Origin of the sequence: Chitinophaga alhagiae, assembly GCF_003568665.1 — a bacterium.
Taxonomy (GTDB): domain Bacteria; phylum Bacteroidota; class Bacteroidia; order Chitinophagales; family Chitinophagaceae; genus Chitinophaga; species Chitinophaga alhagiae.
Map to the genome: position 1 here is coordinate 214,287 of NZ_QXMH01000003.1, position 18,978 is coordinate 233,264.

16 protein-coding genes are annotated in these 18,978 nt (G+C 55.2%); 4 read left to right on the plus strand and 12 right to left on the minus strand.

Translation table 11 applies throughout. The features are described 5' to 3' along the window. Positions 1-3 precede the first annotated feature (3 nt). Entirely contained in the window at positions 4-696 is a 693-nt protein-coding gene (locus tag D3A97_RS17240) for a hypothetical protein (RefSeq protein ID WP_119079774.1), read from the plus strand. Positions 697-753: 57 nt separating this feature from the next. Here the strand turns inward: D3A97_RS17240 and D3A97_RS17245 are convergent, their stop codons facing one another. Continuing rightward, the gene (locus tag D3A97_RS17245) at positions 754-1,776 is read right to left on the minus strand and encodes a S66 peptidase family protein (protein ID WP_119080156.1); all 1,023 of its coding nucleotides are present in this window, start codon (positions 1,774-1,776) and stop codon (positions 754-756) included. Positions 1,777-1,876: 100 nt separating this feature from the next. On the opposite strand from D3A97_RS17245, the gene D3A97_RS17250 reads away from it, so the two are divergent. Next, positions 1,877-2,848, plus strand: a complete 972-nt coding sequence (locus D3A97_RS17250) for a 3-keto-disaccharide hydrolase (RefSeq protein WP_119079775.1) — start codon at positions 1,877-1,879, stop codon at positions 2,846-2,848. A 95-nt stretch (positions 2,849-2,943) separates the two neighbouring features. Here the strand turns inward: D3A97_RS17250 and D3A97_RS17255 are convergent, their stop codons facing one another. Further along, on the minus strand, positions 2,944-3,357 hold the full coding sequence (locus tag D3A97_RS17255) for a VOC family protein (protein WP_119079776.1): 414 nt from the start codon (positions 3,355-3,357) through the stop codon (positions 2,944-2,946). 78 nt (positions 3,358-3,435) lie between these two features. Then, a complete protein-coding gene (locus D3A97_RS17260; RefSeq protein ID WP_119079777.1) occupies positions 3,436-4,014 on the minus strand; it encodes a PhnA domain-containing protein in 579 nt (192 codons plus the stop codon). A 229-nt stretch (positions 4,015-4,243) separates the two neighbouring features. On the opposite strand from D3A97_RS17260, the gene D3A97_RS17265 reads away from it, so the two are divergent. Next, on the plus strand, positions 4,244-6,004 hold the full coding sequence (locus tag D3A97_RS17265; RefSeq protein WP_119079778.1) for an ABC transporter ATP-binding protein: 1,761 nt from the start codon (positions 4,244-4,246) through the stop codon (positions 6,002-6,004). 28 nt (positions 6,005-6,032) lie between these two features. After that, positions 6,033-6,488, plus strand: a complete 456-nt coding sequence (locus D3A97_RS17270) for a YciI family protein (RefSeq protein ID WP_119079779.1) — start codon at positions 6,033-6,035, stop codon at positions 6,486-6,488. A 69-nt stretch (positions 6,489-6,557) separates the two neighbouring features. On the opposite strand, the gene D3A97_RS17275 is transcribed toward D3A97_RS17270, so the two are convergent. The 9 genes from D3A97_RS17275 to D3A97_RS17315 form a co-directional block, all read right to left on the minus strand. Beyond that, positions 6,558-7,562 (minus strand): DUF6528 family protein, encoded by a 1,005-nt coding sequence (locus tag D3A97_RS17275; RefSeq protein ID WP_157986601.1) that lies wholly within the window; start codon positions 7,560-7,562, stop codon positions 6,558-6,560. Between the two features lie 80 nt (positions 7,563-7,642). Further along, positions 7,643-7,999, minus strand: coding sequence for a nuclear transport factor 2 family protein (locus tag D3A97_RS17280; protein WP_119079781.1), 357 nt, complete (start codon positions 7,997-7,999; stop codon positions 7,643-7,645). A gap of 125 nt (positions 8,000-8,124) precedes the next feature. Continuing rightward, the gene (locus D3A97_RS17285) at positions 8,125-8,700 is read right to left on the minus strand and encodes an AraC family transcriptional regulator (RefSeq protein ID WP_157986602.1); all 576 of its coding nucleotides are present in this window, start codon (positions 8,698-8,700) and stop codon (positions 8,125-8,127) included. A gap of 42 nt (positions 8,701-8,742) precedes the next feature. After that, the gene (locus D3A97_RS17290) at positions 8,743-9,675 is read right to left on the minus strand and encodes a glycoside hydrolase family 43 protein (protein WP_119079783.1); all 933 of its coding nucleotides are present in this window, start codon (positions 9,673-9,675) and stop codon (positions 8,743-8,745) included. Positions 9,676-10,059: 384 nt separating this feature from the next. Next, positions 10,060-11,196, minus strand: a complete 1,137-nt coding sequence (locus D3A97_RS17295; RefSeq protein WP_119079784.1) for a cellulase family glycosylhydrolase — start codon at positions 11,194-11,196, stop codon at positions 10,060-10,062. A gap of 193 nt (positions 11,197-11,389) precedes the next feature. Beyond that, on the minus strand, positions 11,390-12,628 hold the full coding sequence (locus D3A97_RS17300) for a glycoside hydrolase family 88 protein (RefSeq protein ID WP_119079785.1): 1,239 nt from the start codon (positions 12,626-12,628) through the stop codon (positions 11,390-11,392). A 2-nt stretch (positions 12,629-12,630) separates the two neighbouring features. Next, on the minus strand, positions 12,631-13,551 hold the full coding sequence (locus tag D3A97_RS17305; RefSeq protein WP_157986603.1) for a DUF5017 domain-containing protein: 921 nt from the start codon (positions 13,549-13,551) through the stop codon (positions 12,631-12,633). Between the two features lie 23 nt (positions 13,552-13,574). Next, entirely contained in the window at positions 13,575-15,605 is a 2,031-nt protein-coding gene (locus tag D3A97_RS17310; protein WP_119079787.1) for a RagB/SusD family nutrient uptake outer membrane protein, read from the minus strand. Positions 15,606-15,625: 20 nt separating this feature from the next. Further along, positions 15,626-18,814 carry a SusC/RagA family TonB-linked outer membrane protein gene (locus tag D3A97_RS17315; RefSeq protein ID WP_232826003.1) on the minus strand — a complete coding sequence of 1,063 codons (3,189 nt, stop codon included), beginning with the start codon at positions 18,812-18,814 and terminating at the stop codon, positions 15,626-15,628. Positions 18,815-18,978 lie beyond the last annotated feature (164 nt).

Below are 18,978 nucleotides of genomic sequence, written 5' to 3' on the forward strand. Positions count from 1 at the left end.
ACGATGAAACCGAAGAAATATAAATACTTAACTGTTCTTTTTATTGCCATAGCGCTCATTTCTGCCTGTGGAGAAAAAGAGCCCGACTATGTAAATATTTGGCTGCATTTTGAAGCCAAACTCAAAGTATATCCAACAAAGGATACAATCAATATTGGTGACACAATATGGATAGAAGCCAACATCCCTGATACACTGTTAGAGATCACCAGGAAACAATATTATAAAATTGATAGAAAGTATCTGTCAGGACTTCTTTCTTTTCAACGATTGGTAAATCCGGCAACTGGCCTGGCCATGCAAGATGGTGTTGCAGATACTTATGGTTCTGAGGCTGTGTTAGGCACATTGGGAAAAGTATCTTCTTCATTTATCAGATATAATTTTGAGACAGATGATGCATTAGGCCGGTTCAAGTTCGCTTTCATACCGAAGGTGACAGGTGTGCATCACATATCTACGCTAACCGACAGCCCCGGAACATACGGAACCTTGCAGTCTCACATTGAGCTGGGCTTGAATGCAGAAGGCAAAAAGCAAGTTGCCAGGATTGAAAGAATATATTTCCGTTTTAACGAGGCCGGATCAGGATACCACATTTTCAAGCAACATTGCTACGCGGTCAGTGAAAAGACCGATCACCATTCTGCAACATACATTGAACGGGATGGCGCTTACACATTTGTTGTAAAGTGAGTGAAAGAACAGTTTGTTCAGCGGTAAATGCGGAGCTGTTTTCATTTCAGTGGCCGCTCACCTCACCTCCCGCAACACCACCCCATCCGCCGCCACATTCAACCGGTGCATGGCCCCGCACTTCAGCGCATAATTATTCCGCTGGTGCCCCACCGGGAAATTGAAACATACCGGGTAAGAAAAATCCTTCACCCGCCGCAGCACCATGTCATTCACTGTTTGCCCGAACTCTTCTCCGGGATCATCCGGTTTGATGCGGTTAAACCCGCCAATGATGAGCCCCGCCAGGTTGTCGAATTTGCGGGAGCGCTGCAGGTTGCCCAGCATGCGGTCAAGGCTGTAGAGATATTCTCCGGCGTCTTCCAGGAACAATATCTTGCCGATGGTGTCAATTTCAGAATTGGTGCCGGATATGCTTTGTACCATGGCCAGGTTGCCGCCTATGAGCATGCCGCTGGCCGCGCCGGCGCGGTTGCTGCTTTCCGGCGGTGCGGTGTATTGCATGGGCATGCCGGTCAGGGCCTGGCGGATGGAGAGAATGGTATCCTGCACTTCCTTGTCTGCCTGCGCCAGGTTATCCGGGAAGCTGTTGCACATTTTGGAATGCAGGGTGGCTATCCCGAAGTGCCGGTTAATATGGCAATGCAGCACGGTAACATCACTGAAGCCGATCACCCATTTGGGCCGCTCGCGGAATTTGCTGAAATCCAGCTGGTCAACAATACGTGCGCAGCCGTAGCCGCCGCGGGCGCACATAATGGCCTGTATGCCCGGGTTGTTCAGCATGGCCTGCAGGTCTTGCAGCCGCTCCGCGTCCGTGCCGCCAAAGGTATGGTCTCTCTTGCCTACCGTAGTGCCAACAGCGATTTTGAATCCCCAGCTCTCCATGGTGCGTACGGCGGGCAGTATTTCTTCCGCGGTGATGTACCCGGCGGGGCAGGTGATGCCGATGGTATCTCCGGGTTTTAAATAGGGCGGCATGGAAGGCGTGATGGGGGGAGCGGCCCTGGTGAAGCGGTTGAGCAGCGGTATGCTCATGCTGGTACCTACCAGTGCAGACAGGAAATGTTTGCGGTTCATACGGTTAATGTAATCAATATTTGCAAAAATGCCAGCTTTCCGGCCTTGCCCAACCCCCAAATAAACCTTACCTTGTCCCTTCAGCTACAATTGAATAACTATGCTTAAAAAATTTCTCGTATCTGGCATCAGCTGCCTTTTAATATCCACCGCCATGTTGCCCGTGAACGCCGCACCCCATGAACCTGCAGCACAGCAGGCGCAAGACCAGAAGGCCCTCATTGGCCGCTGGGACATTACTGTAGATGAGAACGGCAAGCCCGCGCCGTCCTGGCTGGAAGTGAAGCTCTCCGGCACCCGTACGCTGGTGGGCTACTTTGTAGGTACTTCCGGCAGCGCCCGGCCCGTGGCCAAAGTGAACTTCAACAACGGCAAGTTCAGCTTCACCATTCCCCCGCAGTGGGAAGGCGGTGACCAGGATTTTGTTATTGAAGGCGAACTGGCGGGAGAAGGCATACAAGGTACCATTACCACCAGCGAAGGCAAGCAATTCAGCTATAAAGGCGTAAAAGCGCCTTACCTGAAACGCGCCGCCGCGCCGGCATGGGGCAAATCCATTAATCTCTTCAACGGGAAAGACCTTACCGGCTGGAAGGCCGTAGGCGCTGCCAACCAGTGGGAAGTGCGCAACGGCATTCTCACCAGTCCCAAATCAGGCGCTAACCTGATCTCCGAGCAGCAGTTCACAGACTTTAAACTGACCGTTGAGTTCCGTTATAAAAAAGGCAGCAACAGCGGCGTATACCTGAGAGGCCGCTACGAAGTGCAGATCGAAGACAGCCCGAAAGACGCGCATCCCAACAGCGTACTGTACAGCGGCGTATACGGCTTCCTGGCCCCGTCAGAGATCAATGCGCTGGGCCCTGACCAGTGGCAGCGGTACGATATTACGCTGGTAGGCCGCATGGTGACCATCGTAGCCAACGGCAAAACCGTGATCAGCAACCAGGAGATCCCCGGCATTACCGGCGGAGCGCTGAACAGCAATGAAGGCGAGCCCGGCCCTATCTACATCCAGGGAGACCATGGGCCCATTGAGTTCCGGAAAATAGTGATCACACCGGCTAAATAAGCCGCGTACAAATAATTCCCGGCAAGGCCGGCCCCATCCGGGCCGGCCTTTTCTTTGAACACGCCTGCAGGTTGGCAAAGGTGCCAGCCGTATTTTCATAGTTGTACAGGCGCATCGTTCCCCCACTGAAAACAAAGCTGGTACCCGTCAGGGTCATAGCCATACATTTGTTTCATGCCGTAGGGCGCTACTTTCGGCGGGGTCAGGTTCAAACCTTTGGCCGTCAGCTCCCGGTAAGCGGCATCCACATCCGGGCAGCCAAAGTAAAGGGTCACATCGCCATGCGCGCGCTCACGGGCATAGTCTGGCTTTGGGGGGCGGCGGGCCGCTTCATACGCGGTGTTCAGCATCAGGTCTATATTGTTCCACTTCAGCCATACCCAGTCTGGCGGGGCGCCGGCTTCCCCGGCGCTTTGGTGTACCTTGAATGACAGTATCTCACAGTAGAATTGCAGGGAGGTATTCATGTCAAATACCTGCAGCAGCGGGCACATGCCTTGAATTTCCATATTGGGGCGATTTTTATCCAATCTACAAAAAAAAGCCCGCCGGCAGAGCGGCGGGCTATCAGGGGAAAGCAGTTATTGTCAGTTCTGTTTACGCACGTATTTGGTCAGGATAACGATCAGTTGCCCTTCTATGCGCCCTTCTATCTGTTCGGTATTATCGGGCACCAGCCTGATATTTCTCACTACGGTGCCCAATTTGGCGTTCAGCGTGGAGCCTTTTACGTCCAGCGACTTGATGAGCACTACCGTATCTCCGTTCTGCAGCAGGTGGCCGTTGCTATCTTTATGCAGGTCTACCGAGCCGTCGCTCTCATGGTCTCCGGTGGCTTTGGCCCAGGCCAGCGTATCGTCTGCCAGGTACATCATGTCAAGGCTTTCCATGGCCCAGCTCTCGTTCCGCAGGCGGTTGAGCATGCGCCAGGCTACTACCTGTACAGCGGGCACTTCGCTCCACATGGCTTCCGTAAGGCAGCGCCAGTGCGCGCTATCCAGCTCTTCTTTTTTGTTGATCTGTGCCAGGCACTTGTCACAGAGGAGGATGTGGCTATCCGCATAGCCGTTAGACGGCGGTACGTCATACGCTTTCAATGCTCCGCCCGCCTTGCATAGTTCACATTGGTTGCCGCTTCTTTGCTGCAGTTGCTCTTCGAGTTTCATACAATCTTTTTAGAACGCCGGCAAAGGTAAGCATTTCAGCCGGCGGATCAAAAAAGGGCCGCCGTTTAACAGCAGCTACTGGTCATGGTCGGCTGCACCAAGATCTGTCCTTCATAAAAGGCCGGGCAATAAAATACCGCCCCTGCACGCGGGAACGATGCATTGGACCGCCGCACAAATCAGTATATTCGTAACACGGAAAACCTCCCGTCATTCACATCAAGACCGTATGAAAACACTCTGGAAGTACCTTCGTCCACACCGGCGCCTCGTTATCTACGCCTTGCTGCTGGCCGGCGCCGCGCAATTGCTCAACCTGGTAGACCCGCTTATTTTCGGGAAGATCGTGGATGACTATGCCGCCAACCCACAGGGCCTGTCTGAAAAAGAGCTGGTGCAAAACGTGCTGTACTGGCTGGGCATAGCCGTGGGCGTGGCGCTGCTCTCCCGCGGCTTCAAGTCCTGGCAGGAATACATTACCCGCAAAACCGTGGCGCAGTTCGGCATGCAGATCTTTAACGACGGGCTGAAACAAACGCTGCGCCTTTCTTTCCAGGAGTTTGAAGAGAACCGCAGCGGCACTACCCTCTCCGTACTGCAGAAAGTAAAAACGGACGCGGAGCGGTTTGTCAATTCCTTCATCAACGTATTGTTCTCTTCCCTGGTGGGCACGGGCTTCCTGTTATGGTACAGCATCAACAAGAACTGGCTGCTCATACCGGTGTTCTTTGTAGGCGTGGTAGTGCTCGGCTCCCTGACCGGCCTGCTTTCCCGCAGGATCAAGACCGTACAGCGCAGCATCAACCGGCAAACTGACGCACAGGCCGGCGTTATTACGGAAAGCCTGCGTAATATAGAACTGGTCAAAAGCCTGGGCCTCACCTTCCCGGAAATAAGGCGGCTCAACAAACAGACGCAGGAAATATTTGAGCTGGAAATGTACAAGGCAAAAAAGGTAAGCACGCTGTCTTTTTTACAGGGCGCCACGCTGAACCTGCTGAAACAGTCCATCCTCTTCATCCTGCTCTGGCTCATTTTCAGGCAGGTGCTCAGCACGGGCGAGCTGATTGCCATGCAGTTCATTTCCACCGCCATTTTTGTGCCCCTGCAAGACCTTGGCAACATGATACTGCAATACCGGGAAGTAGACGCCTCCATCAAAAACTTTGACCGGCTGATGCAGAAACCTGTTGAACAGCGTCCGGAAAACCCGGTGGAAATAGGCCCGCTGGAAAGCCTGCGGTTCGAGGATGTGGTGTTCCGCCACAAAACCGCCGGCTACAACGCCATAGACGGCATTTCATTTTCCGTGGAGAAAGGGCAGACCATTGCCTTTGTAGGCCCCTCCGGCTCCGGCAAGTCTACCCTGGTAAAGCTGCTGGTAGGTTTGTACGCGCCGGTGGAAGGGGCTATTTATTTCAATGATGTAAGGTCCGCCACCATCCGCTACAACCCGTTGCGGCGGCAGATCGGTTTTGTAACGCAAGATACGCAGCTCTACGCGGGCACCATCAAACAGAACATGCTGTTCGTCAACCCCGCCGCCACAGACGCGGAGATAACAGAAGCGCTGCACAAGGCCTCCGCTTCCGCCCTTATTGCCCGCGCGCAGCATGGCGTTAACACCGTGCTGGGCGAAAGCGGCATGAAACTCTCCGGCGGGGAAAAACAAAGGATCTCCATTGCCCGCGCGCTGCTGCGGCAGCCGCGGCTGCTCATCTTCGATGAGGCCACCTCCGCGCTGGACTCCCTTACGGAAGAAGACATTACCCGCACCATCCGCGATATTTCGGCCAGCCGCGGGCAAATGACCATACTCATTGCGCACCGCCTCTCCACTATCATGCATGCGGACGTGATCTACGTGCTGGAAAAGGGCAAAATTGCCGAGACCGGCTCGCATGACGACCTGCTGCGGCAAAAGGGATTATATTATGCCATGTGGCGCCAGCAGGTGGGGGAACGGCGGGAAATGCGCGCGCAGGTATAAAAAATCTTACCTTACAAAAAAAACGGGTATGCGCAAACTGTTCACACTGCTCCTGCTGCTGGGCTGCGCCTGCGCCCATGCACAAAAAGACAATCCGCAATACAACAAGGCCCTTGCAGACTCCCTGGGCGCGGATGATTACGGCATGAAAATGTACGTGCTGGTGATGCTGAAAACCGGCGCCAATACCACTGCCGATAAAAAAGCAATTGACAGCCTTTTCCGCGGCCATATGGCCAACATCAACCGGCTGGTGAAGAACGGCAAGCTGGTGGTGGCCGGCCCCCTGGGGAAAAACGATAAAACGTACCGCGGCATCTTCATCCTCAACGCCGCAACGCTGAACGAAGCCCAGGCCCTGCTGCAGACAGACCCGGCCGTTCAAAGCGGGCTGCTGGATGCTGAAATGTACGAGTGGTACGGCTCCGCGGCGCTGCCTGTTTACCTGCCGTATGCGGAAAAGGTAGGCAAGAAGGTATTCTGAATTGTTCGCGGCAACAACAAAGGGAAAACGGCATACGCTATTCTCCCCTCAACACTCAACTCATCCCGCTCAGGGATGCGTACACTCATGAAAACTGTCTCCCGCCGGGTAACTGAAAGCGTTCACCAGCTTCCAGCGGGCTTTGTACAGCCCCAGTGAAGTATTCTTATATACCAGCGCCCCGTTGATGTCAATGATCTGGTCTGTTCTCCACGTTTCGCCGCCCGCGCCGGTGGCCCTTGCCAATATGGTGGGGTAGCCGGATGGCCCGGAGGTAACGGACTTCACGGCGGTCTGTGTTTTTACCAGCGTAAACGCCCCGGTGGTCACGTTGAATTTGTAGATGTGGCCGGAGTTGGTGAGCCAGAGGTCCGTAGTGCTGCCGTGTACGGGGAACAGGTCATGCGCGTTGCCCTGCGGCATGGTGTACGTGCTTTTCAACGTGAGCTTGGGCGAGGCACAGCTGTTGTTATAGGTGAACACCTTCAGCTTGTTTTTGCCTGCGGCGTAGAGCACCTTGCGGGCATTGTCCCACACCACGTTGTGTACATCCTCAAAAAGCACTTTGCCGCCCTGGGCAGACTGGTCGTTGATGTAAGAGTCTACCGTAAAAATGAGCAGGTACCCGCCCGTGGTGGACGCCGTTACCACGTTGCCGTTGGGCAGCAGCTCCGCGGAATGGGTGTTGCCGCCGGCATAATCGTACCAGATGGCTTTTTTGGAAGATACATTGATGAGCGCCACGCCCCCGCCGGATGCAGTGGCCAGTATGTACTTGCCATTGTACACCAGCTTGGCCTCGCTGAGGTTGGAAAACCAGCCTTGTGCGCCGGAGCGTATCATGGCATAGGAAGCGTTGGCTTTCCATTCCCAGGTAATGGTATTGCCGTTGGCCACGTCTACCATAATGATGCGGGCATTCTTCTGATCGCAGATGATGATTTCCCGCGGTGTGGCCGCAGCGGCGGCCACGGCGGACCGGGTGTCAGGAACGGGGAGGCTTTCGGGCGCAGTGCTGTCCCGCTTGCAGGCCAGTGCCAGCATCAGCGATGCGGCAACAAATAGTGGTTTCATATGTGTCAGGTTTATTGGGTGGATGATTCCGGGTATTGCTGTCCTGGATGTTCCAAACCTTCACTGCGCCGGGCCTTTCATTAATTATAATGCCCCATGGCCTTGTACACTTTTCCTGCTTCATTGAAAGTAAAGAACTCTGCCGCTTTTTTCCCTGCTATGCTGGTGTAATAAATGATAACGGTGTTAACGCAGGAAAGCACTTCTATCAGCCCGAAAGAAAGATCGGGGTATTTTTCCATGGCCTTGCTCCAGTAGTCCCGCACATTGTTCTTCCCTTTCAGGGTACCGGAGGGGTCAATGCCCATGGCCGCGATAAAAGGGCTGCTCATTTCAAAATCATCTGTGTAATGAGATAATACGCGCTCCAGGTTGTGGCTGTTCCAGGCCGCCACCCATTCATGCGCAAAATCCAATGCTTGCTGACGTGTGATCATTGTCTTTTTTTAATGACAAAATTAGCGGGCCGCGCCGTTACGGGAATAGGACAAAAAGGCCATTTTTTTTGTAGCGGCGGCATGGCGCCGGGCCACCGCGAAAACCGGCTGCGCAAAGTTTCACCCTAAAACATCCCGCCTAACACCTCGCTCCCCGGCGTATGCCCGAATTGCCGGCGGTACCGGCGGATGAAATACGAAAGGTCTTCAAAGCCGCTTTCAAAGCAGGCGGCCGTTACCGGCAACTGTTTGTGCGCCAGCAGGTAGCGCGCCCGCTCCAGCCGCTTTGTGATCACCCACTGCCCCGGGCTGGCGCCCGTATGCCGCCGGAAGCGGCGTTTAAAGGTGCTCAGGCTCATATGCTGCCCCCGGGCCAGCTCTTCCAGCGGCACGCGGTCTGTGAGGCGGCAGGCCACCGGTTGCAACAGGCCGCAGGCCGCATCGTTATCCGCAATGGTCATGTTCACGCTGATGAAATCTTCCCGCTTCACCAGTATATCTGAATAAAGGATGGTGTTTTTGGGAATGAACAGCGCATCGCCCGCCTTCATTTCGTACTGGCGGCCATTGAAGCACACCACTTTTCTGCCCTGCCGCACGTACGTAACGGCGGCATGCGGCATAAAAAAAGCATCTTCAGACGGCTTTTGGTACCGGCAATGCGCTATGTTCACGGCCCCCTCTGCGTACAACAGTCTCACGGCCGCCTTTTTCCGGTTGAAGTTTTCGAATGGAACGATCATCTATTCTGACAGAAAATGAAAACTGCCGGCGTCAAAGGTAAGCGTATTTCCCAAGGATGCCTTTATGACCGCTGTTCTGCGCGGGCCTGTTTTTGACGGCGAAAAGTGGGTATGGAACACGTACTGCAGCCCGTTTTTCGTATCCCGGAAAAAATCCCCGTGGCCGGGGCCGTTATGCCCTATCATGGTTTTGTTGAGAATGGGGTTGCCGCGGTGTTTTGTCCACGGCCCCAGGGGGCTTTTGCTGGTAGCGTAGCCTACGGCATAGTCAGGGTTGCGGAAGTCATTGGCGGTATACACCAGGTAATAGCGGCCTTTGCGTTTGAAAACGGACGGGCCTTCCGCCACGGGCCATTTGGCATGGGCGGTGTTTTCCCAAGGCTCGGTAGCCGATATGCATTCCCGCAGGGTGGCGGGTTTGATGGCAGACAGGTCGTCCGTCATTTCCGCTACAAAGATCCTGTTGCCTTCGGTGAGGCGTACATGGTACAGGTATTTTTTTCCGTCCGTGTCTATGAACACAAAAGGGTCTATCTGCCTCACCGGCGCGGCCAGCGGCTGCTTTACGGCCTGCCTGAAGGGGCCCAGCGGGCTGGTGCTGGTGGCTATGGCTATCCCTTCGTTGGCCACATAGGCCATGTAGAACGTGTCTTTATACAAAAATACCTGCGGCGCCCAGAAACCGTCTGTGCCAAACGCATCGCCTTCGTGGAGGGCGTAGCCGTTATTTTCCCCGGAGCGCTGCCAGTGCCGGAGGTCTTTGGAGGTGTATACCTGGAAGCCGGTGCTCACTGCGCCGGTCCCATACAGGTAATACGTACCCTTATGCTGGAAAATGGCAGGGTCTGCAAGGTATATGGCGGAGTCCTGCGCATGGGCCCGCGGCCCCGTAAAGAGGCAGAAAAGGCCTAAAAAGAGCATGATCGTTTTCATGGTGCAAATAACGCCGGCGTTACCGGCTTCAAATTCTTGAAATTAACAATATGACCCCTGATGCTGGAAATTGCGGGGGCAAATGTGACACGGTTAATATATAACTTCTTCAATCAGAAGCAGTAGTACGGGCGCCCTACTGACATCCTGCTGCCATCCTTCGGTGATCCTTCGGTGGTGTTCAGTGCTGGTACGGGTTTGAGGGTGTTTAACCGAAGGTTGACCGAAGGATCACCGAACAATGACCGAAGGAACAGCGGGCTTCACGCGGGTGGGTACGGGTGGCACACCCCTGCGGAAACGGCGGCTTCCCGGCAAATTACGGCAGGAACAGCGGGCTTCCGGGCAAAAAAACAGGGCTGCCTCTTGAGCAGCCCCGGTGTACTATTGTTTCGTGATTTGCCTGATGAAATCTACCTCCTGCTGGCGGTAAGGTTCGCCGTTCTTGCGGAAAATATCGTGGAACCATACATCCGGCTCTCCGGTGTATTGTTTGGTCCAGGTATCCCAGGGGTAGTTGGTCTGTGACTTGCCTTCTATGAAGCCCCAGTTGTAAGCGGCCACCTGGTGCTTTTTGAAAATGGGCATGATGCTTTCAAAGGTGCTGTTGCGCGGGCGGGCCATGTACTCGGTACAGATCAGGGGCTTGCCGTAGCGTTGCAGCTGGGCAATGCGTTTTTCCACTTCGGCGCTGTCATCATAAGAGTGGAAAGAAATCACATCAGATTCTGCTATCATCAGCTTTTCAATCGGCTTGAGGGTGGAGTCCGCGGCCCAGTTGCCAGACCATACGCCGCTGGTAAGCGGCTGCTCCGGGGCGGCGGCGCGCGCCCAGTCAAATGATTTTTTGAGCAGGGGCAGCACGTAGTCTACCTTGTTTTTCAGCTCTACCGGGCCGTAAGCGCTTACGTTCGGGTTATCGGGCTCGTTCCATACGTCCCAGCAGATCACCCTTTTATCGTTGGCAAATTTCTTCACGGTCTCTGTCACGTATTTTTCCAGGCGGGGGTACTGGGTGCTGTCTTGCAGCACCTTGATGCCGGGGCTTTGTACCCAGCCGGAGTTGTGTACATGCGGTTTGGGATCGCGCTGTTTGCCTGGTGCGGGGAAAGGGTCCCAAACGGAGTCAAACAATACGAACATGATGCGGATCTTGTGCCTGTCCGCGATCTGCAGGAATGTTCCCATGCGGTCAAACAGGCCCTGCGGGTCTTGTTCATACAGCAGGTCATGCAGGAACACGCGCATGGTGTTCATGCCGATACCGGCCGCCAGGCCCAGTTCCCGGTCAATGGAAGCGGTATCGAAAGTTTCTGCCTGCCACATTTCCAGCTGGTTGATGGCGGAGCCGGTGATGTAGTTGGCCCCTACCAGCCAGCCTTGCTGGCCGTACCATTCGTTGGCTTTGGCTGCGTCCCATACGCCGGTTGTTGCGGTGGTTTCTTTTTCCTGTTTTTGCTGAGGTTGTCCGCAGCCCACTACGGCCGCGGCAGCGAGTGCTACGAGGAATTTTCTGTACATAATTTCCTTTTAAATGATAAAAAACGACGTGGACAAGCCCTCAATATAGCAATATCTCCCTGCTTATGCAAGCCCCGGCAAAAAGAGGAGGGCCGTGTAAACGAAGGCCCCTGCCGGGTACCCCGATAAAAAAAGGAGGTATATCAAAACGCTGATACACCTCCTGTGTTTTTCTTATGCCTGCTTAAAAATATTATTTCAGGGAAGCGTTGTAACGCTGCAGCGCTTCTGTAAAATAGTAGTCTGCGTACACCAGCGGTTTGTCTATTTCACTGTTGTGGGGTATGCTGCCCACGCAATGCATGATCATAAAGTTACCGTTGGCGCCTTCAGGAGCGCGGTAGGCGGGGCTGCCCAGCGCATGCAGCATTTGCGTGGCGGCCTTGCGGTATTTCTTTCCCTTTTTGTTTTTCACGTACCCGCTCAGCTCAAACAGCGCGGAAGCGGTGATGGCGGCGGCGGAAGCATCGCGGTACCGGGTGCTTACTTTCAGCGCGTTAGAGTTGACGCCGGGCGTGTAACCGGCTTCTCCCGCGTTGAAATCCCAGTAAGGCACTTTGTCTGCCGGCAGGTTCTTGTGGTTCAGGTAGAAGTCCGCCATGCGTTCCGCGGTGGCAAGGAACCGCGGGTCCCTGGTTTCGCGGTATACCATGGTGAAACCGTAAATGCCCCATGCCTGGCCGCGTGACCAGGTGGAGTTGTCTGCATACCCCTGCGCGGTTTCCCGGCCTTCTACCTTGCCGGTAGTGGAGTCGTAACATACCACGTGGTAAGAGCTGCCATCAGGGCGTATCTGGTTCTTCATGGTATTTTCCGCATGGGTAACGGCAATGTGGCGGAAGCTGGTATCGCCGGTTTCACGGGCGGCAAAGAACAACAGCTCCAGGTTCATCATATTGTCTATGATCACCGGGTAATAATAGGTTTTGTTGCCGTGCCAGCTTTTGAAGCCGTTCCATGATTTGATGCTGCCGGTAACGGGGCTGAAACGGGTGCTGAGGGAGCGGGCGGACTGGATGAGAATGTCCCGGTAGGCCTTGTTGCCGGTGAGGCGGTAGGCGTTGCCGTAGCTGCAGTACACCATAAAGCCCAGGTCGTGATGTTTGGTGAAATCTTTCAGCGGCTCCAGTTTCTCCGTCCACGCAACGGCCTGCTCTTCCAGGGCCTTGTCTTTGGTGTGCTCAAAGGCGTACCAGAGGCTGCCGGGGAAAAAACCGGGCGTCCAGTCGTACATGCTGGTGGTGGTCATTTTGCCGGAGGCGTCCGTAGTGCGGGGAAAAGCCAGCTTGTTGCGGGTTTCCGTTTCTTTCAGCATGTGTTTCAGCTGCTGCTGCACAAAGGAAAAGTTGCTGTCAATAAAACCGTTCTCCTTTTTGCTTACAGTAAACGCAAAAAGGCCGGCCAGTGCAATGAAATAAAGTACCGTTCTCATAACTATGGTATCACTTTAATGATAAATTCTTTGACTACGCTTTTTTCGTCGTCAAGCGTGTGGTTGAAAGCTACAAAAGTTGCTTTATAAATCCCAGCCTTCGCGTAACTATATGCATGCCCTGTTTTGGCGGGGTCTACAATGCTCTTGACGGGCGTGCTCACATCTGGCGGAATGCGGCCTGCGTATATGGGTTTGCTGATGATCCAGCTGGTATTGGTGGGCGCGGCGCCGTTGCCGCCAATGATCTTCAGGTCTGAAGAAGTGGCGGCCCAGATGGCGCTGGCGGGCGTTTTCACATTGCCCAGGCGCGTCCAGAAGCTCACATCGGTAGCCAGGGCCGAGGCCGTATAGGCCTCCCCGTTAACCGTATTTTTTACAGCATAGTTGGTGATGGTCCACGTACGTTGGGTGCTGCCCGTTACCCCGCTGTATTTGAAGGCAATAAAGAGCGAGTCTTTTTCATTGCTCACCAGGTCTGTCAGGTCTGCTTCTCCAGACGCCACCACGGTGGCGTTGGTGGCCAGCTTTACGCGGGAGGTAATGTCCGTCCAGGCGGCATCTACGATAGCCGTAGAATCGAACGCCGTCAGGTTGTTGGTGGCCAACACGGTAAGGGTATTGGCCTGGTTGCCCCATTCCGCTTTGGAAGAAAAAGAGAGGGACACGTTTCCCAGCTGGTAGGCTACCTGCCTGTTGGCGTATTTTTTACCGGTTTCCCCGGAGTAGAAAGCAATATTGTCCGCATTGCCGGAGAAGATGAAGCGGGTGGTATCTCCTGCCCTGTAGGTAAATGTATCTGCCACCAGCCGCGCAGGGTCAAGGTGTACCGAAAAGGAAGGCGTGTCTACCTGCATGTCTTTGTTACAGGCGGCTGCCACCAGGGAGAGGCCTGCGGTTATGATGAATATAGAACGTTTCATGTGTATGTTTTTTTGGGAGTACATTACCAGCCGGGGTTTTGCACCAGGTCATGATTCAGGTTGAGTTCGTAAGTAGGCTTGGGCAGCAGCACATGGCGGTCTGCCACGTTGCGCAGGCCCTGCAGGCCGTTCACATTGCCGGTAGCGGTTACGCTGGCGCCGTTGGAGGTGGCCCAGGCGGCAAAGGTCTGCATGTCTCCCACAAAATTGCCCCAGCGGATGAGGTCTGCCTTCCGCACCGCTTCAAAACACAGTTCCCGCATCCGCTCGTCCCGGATGGCCAGTTGAAACGCTTCACGGCCCAGGCCGGGCGTAAGCGCCGATTCTGTTCCATTGGTAATGGCGGCTGCCGCGGTGGCCGCTGTACCGGCGTAGGTAAACACGGCGCCGGTCACCGCCGCGTCAGACGCGCCGGAGGTATGCGTGGGCGGCGTATTGGTAGCGGTACCGGCCGTGGTAACGGTATACAGGTGGCCGCCGTTGGTGATCTGCGTAGCCGCGGCATAGGTAGTGCCGGGTATCCAGGCCGTGCCTATCACCACTACGGGAGCGGATGAGTAATAGCTGCCCGGCGTCAGGGCGCCGGGGCTGCTCAGGTAAATGCCGGTTACCTGGCCGCCGGATACGATGGCCGTGGCCGCAGCGCCGTGGCCGCCGCCGCCGGAAATGGTCACGGCAGGGGCGGCGGTATAACCGGACCCGCCATGGCTCACCGTTACGGATTTCACCACGTTGCCCGCCTGTATGCCGTATGCTCTTTTCCTTACCTGGTCAATATACGTATAGGCGTTGCCGGGGCCGTTCACATAGTTCTCCGCTTCCGCCCGCATTAACAGCACGTCTGCATAACGTATCACAGGCCAGTTGATATTATAGGTGCCGCCTACCCCGTTGGTATTGCGGATGGCCGCCGGGCAATACTCCCGCCTGAACTTGCCGGCACACATCTGCCATACGTTGTTGCGGGCCGATCTCACGCGGGGCGTGCCGGAATAGATATAATTGGCGCAGTTCCAGTCACGGCGCACGTCCAGCGAAGATTTGAAGGGCAGGGCGGTGCTGGCCGCATCCACCTCGTAGGCGTCAAACAGCTTGCGGGTGATCCATACCCAGGCCGCGGAAGAATAAGAGCTGGTGTCTGCCGCTGTAAGGTTGCTCTGCACGCCTACAAAATTCCCGATGTCGTTTCCCGGTTTGTTCACCACACCGGCCGCGGCGCCGGAAGAGCCCAGCTCCCAGATGATCTCTTTCACGTCGTACTGGTCCCTGCTGAGATTGATGAATACCTGCCGGTAATCAGGGTTGAGCGCATGCAGGCCGGAATTGATCACTTTGTCCGTATAGGTGATCACGTCCGCATATTTGGACACATCGTTCTGCGGGTAACCGGCCCAGTGCAGGTATACGCGCGCCAGCACCGCCTGCACGGCGGTAAGGGTCACCACATCGTTATACCCCAGTTTGTTGGAGGTATAACCGGCCAGCAGGGTTTCGGCTTCTTTCATATCTTTTTCCACCTGCTCGTACACGCCCTTCTGAGGCGTGGCGGGCATGTTCACTTCACTGATGGCCAGGTTCCGCAGCACCAGGGGCACGTCCCCGTAGTTGCTGGCCAGCGTGAAGTACAGGAAACCGCGGAGGAACAGGGCCTGGCCTTTGATAATGTTGCGGCGGCCTTCGTCCATGTCGGGTTTGTCAATATTGGCCAGCAGCTGGTTGAGGTTGGCAATGCCTATGTAGGAAAACTTCCAGATGTTGCCGATGTGTACCAGCGAGGCGTCATAGTTGTACCGCAGCCCGCGCGCATCGCCGTCTGCCGTGCGGTTAGACATTACCTCGTCCGTAGTGGACACAAAGTTGAAGCCCATCACCTGCGCATACAGCTCGGGGCGCATCAGGTCTCCGTACACGCCGTTCAGCGCCTGCTGCAGCTGTGCTTCGGAGGTATAATAATTATCTGGTGTAAAGAAATCCGTTGGTTTGGTGTCAAGGAACTTTTTGCAGGAAGTGAGTCCTGCCATGGCCACACACACAATGATACAAATGCGTTTCATATGCAAAGATTTTTCGTTGATCAGAAGGTTACGTTCAGCCCTATCACATAGGTGAGCGAATGCGGGTATACGGCGTAGTCAAAGCCCGGCGTGAGGTTCCCGTTACGGCCGGATACTTCGGGATCTTTACCGGAGTAGTTGGTCCAGGTGTACAGGTTCTGGGCGGACATATACAACCGCATGTTGTCTATTTTTGCCCGCCGCAAAGCCGCCTTGGGTACATAATAGCCCAGGGATACCGTTCTCAGCTTGAGGTAAGAACCGTCTTCCACCACCCTTGAGGAGTACGCCGCATTGCCCATGCCGCCCGCGCGGAAGAGGGTGTTGCTGGGGTTCTCCGGCGTCCAGCGGTTGGCGTAGCTGGCAAACTGGTTAAGGTTCGGGTTGTTGACGATACCGCCTTCAAACACGTAGCGGTTGGCATTGATGATATCGTTCCCGTAAGACCATTGCAGCAATACGTTCAGGTCAAAGTTCCCGTAACGGAAATCGTTGCTGAAACCGCCCGTGTGTTTGGGCAGGCCGCGGCCAATGATGGTATAGTCCTGGTTATTCACTAGCAGGTCGCCGTTCAGGTCTTTGTACTTGATATCTCCCGGGCGGATGGCGTTGCGGGCCGCGCCGTTGGCCGTTACTTCCGGCTTCAGCTGGTACGTGCCGTTGGGCATGAGGTCAAAGTCGGAGAACTGGTACACCCCGTCAAACACCAGCCCGTACATTTCACCAATGGGGCGCCCAATAACGGATATATAAGGAGAAAGGCCGGAAAAAGTAGTATTGAAGAACGTGCCGGAGCCGGACAGGATGGAGGTTTGCCCTTCTGTGAGCGACAGTATCTTGTTCTGGTTGAAGCTGATATTGAAGCTGCTGCGCCAGCCGAATTTTTTCTGGTCTATCACATCGCCGGAGAGGGCCAGCTCCAGACCTTTGTTCTGCAGCTTGCCTACGTTCTTGTAGCCGATGGAATTTTCCACGCCGTGCGCGTACGGCAGGGAGGCGCGCAGCAACAGGTCTGTAGTGGTGCGCTGATAGATGTCTGCCGTAAAATTGAGGCGGTTCTTCAGGAAGGCCAGGTCCAGGCCCAGGTTGGTTTGCTCGTTGGTTTCCCAGCGCAGGCCGGGGTTGGCGGAAGAAGTGATCACGGAGCCGATGTTCAGCGGCCCGCCGCCCTGGGAGTACCAGTACTGGTTGCTCGTAAGCTGCAGCTGCGCCAGGTAGTCAAAGTCTCCCACCCTGTTGTTGCCGGAGGCGCCATACCCCAGCCTGATCTTGGCATCTGACACGAACGTAAGCGGCTTCATGAAGTTTTCGCTGCTGAAGCGCCATGCCACCGAAGCGGACGGGAAATAGCCCCATTTGTTGCCCGGCGCAAAGCGGGAAGAACCGTCTGCGCGGATGGAAGCGGTGAGCAGGTATTTGCCGGCATAGTCATAGTTGACGCGGGCCAGCAGGGAAGCCATGGTCCACCGGCTGCTGCGGGAGGTGAGCGTGGTGTTGGCCGCGGGCGCCAGGTCTATACCGTCCAGCCCCAGCGTTTCATTGGGTATCTGCGTGGCAGACAGGCGCCGGTAAGCATATTTGCTGCCCTGCGCTTCAAACACGCCCAGCGCGGTGAGGTGATGGTCTTTGCCGAAGCGCTTGCGGTAGGTCAGCATGTTCTCGCTCCGCCAGGTGGAGGAAGGCTCAAAGGTGATGCTGCCGTTCACCCCGGCGGCGCTCCATTTGCTGCCGGACTGCGTGAGCGAGTTGTTGAAAATGTTTGTTTCCCTCGTTACGCTGTTGATGCCGCCGGACACGCGCAGCGTAAGGTCTTTGGTGAGCGCGTACTCCGCATAGGCATTGGCAATAAGGGTATTGGTTTTGGCGGAGGTCTGCTGGTTCCGGATGTTCTGCAACGGGTTCACCCGGTAGTCCTGGTTGTTGGCCAGTTCATTGGTGGGGTCATAGAACTCGTCTACCAGGTTCACCGCGCTGTCCCGGCCGGAAAGGCTGGTGGTGGGGCGGTAGCCCCATACGGAATACAACGTGGTGGCGGAGGCGTAGAAGTTGGTGGCGGAAACCGGGATGCCGTAAGATTCCGTGTGGGCGTAGTTGGCGTTAATGCCTACTTTCAGCTTTGCGCTCACCGTCTGGTCTATGGCAAAACGGCCCTGGTAACGCTTGAAGCCGCCGTTGATGATAACGCCTTTCTGGTTGTTGTAGTTGCCGGAAAGGGAATACCTTGTTTTGTCGTTCCCGCCGCGCACGGCAATATCGTGGTTCTGGTTCTGGCCCGTCTGGTAGATATGGTCCTGCATGTCCGTTCCTTCCACATTTTTATAATCATCCAGCGTAATGCCTTTTGCAAGGTATACGGAATCCCGGATGCCGGCGTTGATCTCGCCTACGTACCGTACAAATTCATAAGGGCTCATCAGCTCCTGTTTGGCGGGTACCTGCTGCCAGCCGTAATAACCGTTGTAGGTCACTTTGGGCGGGCCCTGCTTGCCTTTTTTGGTGGTGATGAGAATAACGCCGTTGGAGCCGCGGGCGCCGTAAGTGGCGGTGGCGGAAGCGTCTTTCAGCACGTCTATGGACTCAATGTCTGCCGGGCTGATGGAGTTGGCGTTGCCGTCTTCCATAGGGAAACCGTCAATTACGTAGAGCGGTGAATTGTCTTGCGTGATGGAGCCCGCCCCGCGTATCACAATGTTGGCCACGGAACCGGGCTGCCCGTCGTTGCTGGACACTACCACCCCGGCTACCCTGCCCGCCAGCGCTTCGTCAAAACTTTTTACGGGCGCCTTTTCAAAGTCTTTCATATTCACGCTGCCCACGGCGCCGGTAAGGTCTTTCCGCTTCTGGGTAGCGTAGCCCACTACCACCACATCGTTCAGCGAGCCGGCTTTTTCCAGCAGGCGCACATTGTAGACCGAGCCGCCGTTCACTGCTGCTTCGGCCCTGTCAAAACCAATAAAGGAGAACACCAGCGTGGAGCCGGGCGCGGCGGAAATGGCGTAGTTGCCGTCTGGCCCCGTGGTAGTACCCGTCTTGTCGTTCTTGATCATGACGGTAACGCCCTGCAACGGCGCTCCGTTCTCGTCTGTTACCCGGCCGGTAACCGGCTTTTTCTGGGCAAAGAGAAAAAGCGGGAAGAGTAACATCCATATCGTTCCCATTATATATCTCATATCATAACGGGACATTTCTACATCATTTTTCATTTGCATATTGATGATTTTGGAAGAATGGTGGAATCAGCATAACGTGCTGGCAAATATGTGGAGGCGGGTAGAAAACCAGGGGGGAGAATCGTAAATGAATGGGGCGATTTTTATAAATCCCCCATCAATCAACTGATTATCAGCAATATACCGCACACTGTTTTTATAAA

What these genes read in the sequence shown, in the direction of transcription:
- D3A97_RS17280 (WP_119079781.1), bottom strand. Translation starts at nt 7,999, where the DNA reads ATGATCACACGTCAGCAAGCATTGGATTTTGCGCATGAATGGGTGGCG.
- D3A97_RS17305 (WP_157986603.1), bottom strand. Translation starts at nt 13,551, where the DNA reads ATGAAACGTTCTATATTCATCATAACCGCAGGCCTCTCCCTGGTGGCA.
- D3A97_RS17275 (WP_157986601.1), bottom strand. Translation starts at nt 7,562, where the DNA reads ATGAAACCACTATTTGTTGCCGCATCGCTGATGCTGGCACTGGCCTGC.
- D3A97_RS17290 (WP_119079783.1), bottom strand. Translation starts at nt 9,675, where the DNA reads ATGAAAACGATCATGCTCTTTTTAGGCCTTTTCTGCCTCTTTACGGGG.
- D3A97_RS17315 (WP_232826003.1), bottom strand. Translation starts at nt 18,814, where the DNA reads ATGCAAATGAAAAATGATGTAGAAATGTCCCGTTATGATATGAGATAT.
- D3A97_RS17245 (WP_119080156.1), bottom strand. Translation starts at nt 1,776, where the DNA reads ATGAACCGCAAACATTTCCTGTCTGCACTGGTAGGTACCAGCATGAGC.
- D3A97_RS17240 (WP_119079774.1), top strand. Translation starts at nt 4, where the DNA reads ATGAAACCGAAGAAATATAAATACTTAACTGTTCTTTTTATTGCCATA.
- D3A97_RS17270 (WP_119079779.1), top strand. Translation starts at nt 6,033, where the DNA reads ATGCGCAAACTGTTCACACTGCTCCTGCTGCTGGGCTGCGCCTGCGCC.
- D3A97_RS17265 (WP_119079778.1), top strand. Translation starts at nt 4,244, where the DNA reads ATGAAAACACTCTGGAAGTACCTTCGTCCACACCGGCGCCTCGTTATC.
- D3A97_RS17260 (WP_119079777.1), bottom strand. Translation starts at nt 4,014, where the DNA reads ATGAAACTCGAAGAGCAACTGCAGCAAAGAAGCGGCAACCAATGTGAA.
- D3A97_RS17250 (WP_119079775.1), top strand. Translation starts at nt 1,877, where the DNA reads ATGCTTAAAAAATTTCTCGTATCTGGCATCAGCTGCCTTTTAATATCC.
- D3A97_RS17300 (WP_119079785.1), bottom strand. Translation starts at nt 12,628, where the DNA reads ATGAGAACGGTACTTTATTTCATTGCACTGGCCGGCCTTTTTGCGTTT.
- D3A97_RS17310 (WP_119079787.1), bottom strand. Translation starts at nt 15,605, where the DNA reads ATGAAACGCATTTGTATCATTGTGTGTGTGGCCATGGCAGGACTCACT.
- D3A97_RS17255 (WP_119079776.1), bottom strand. Translation starts at nt 3,357, where the DNA reads ATGGAAATTCAAGGCATGTGCCCGCTGCTGCAGGTATTTGACATGAAT.
- D3A97_RS17295 (WP_119079784.1), bottom strand. Translation starts at nt 11,196, where the DNA reads ATGTACAGAAAATTCCTCGTAGCACTCGCTGCCGCGGCCGTAGTGGGC.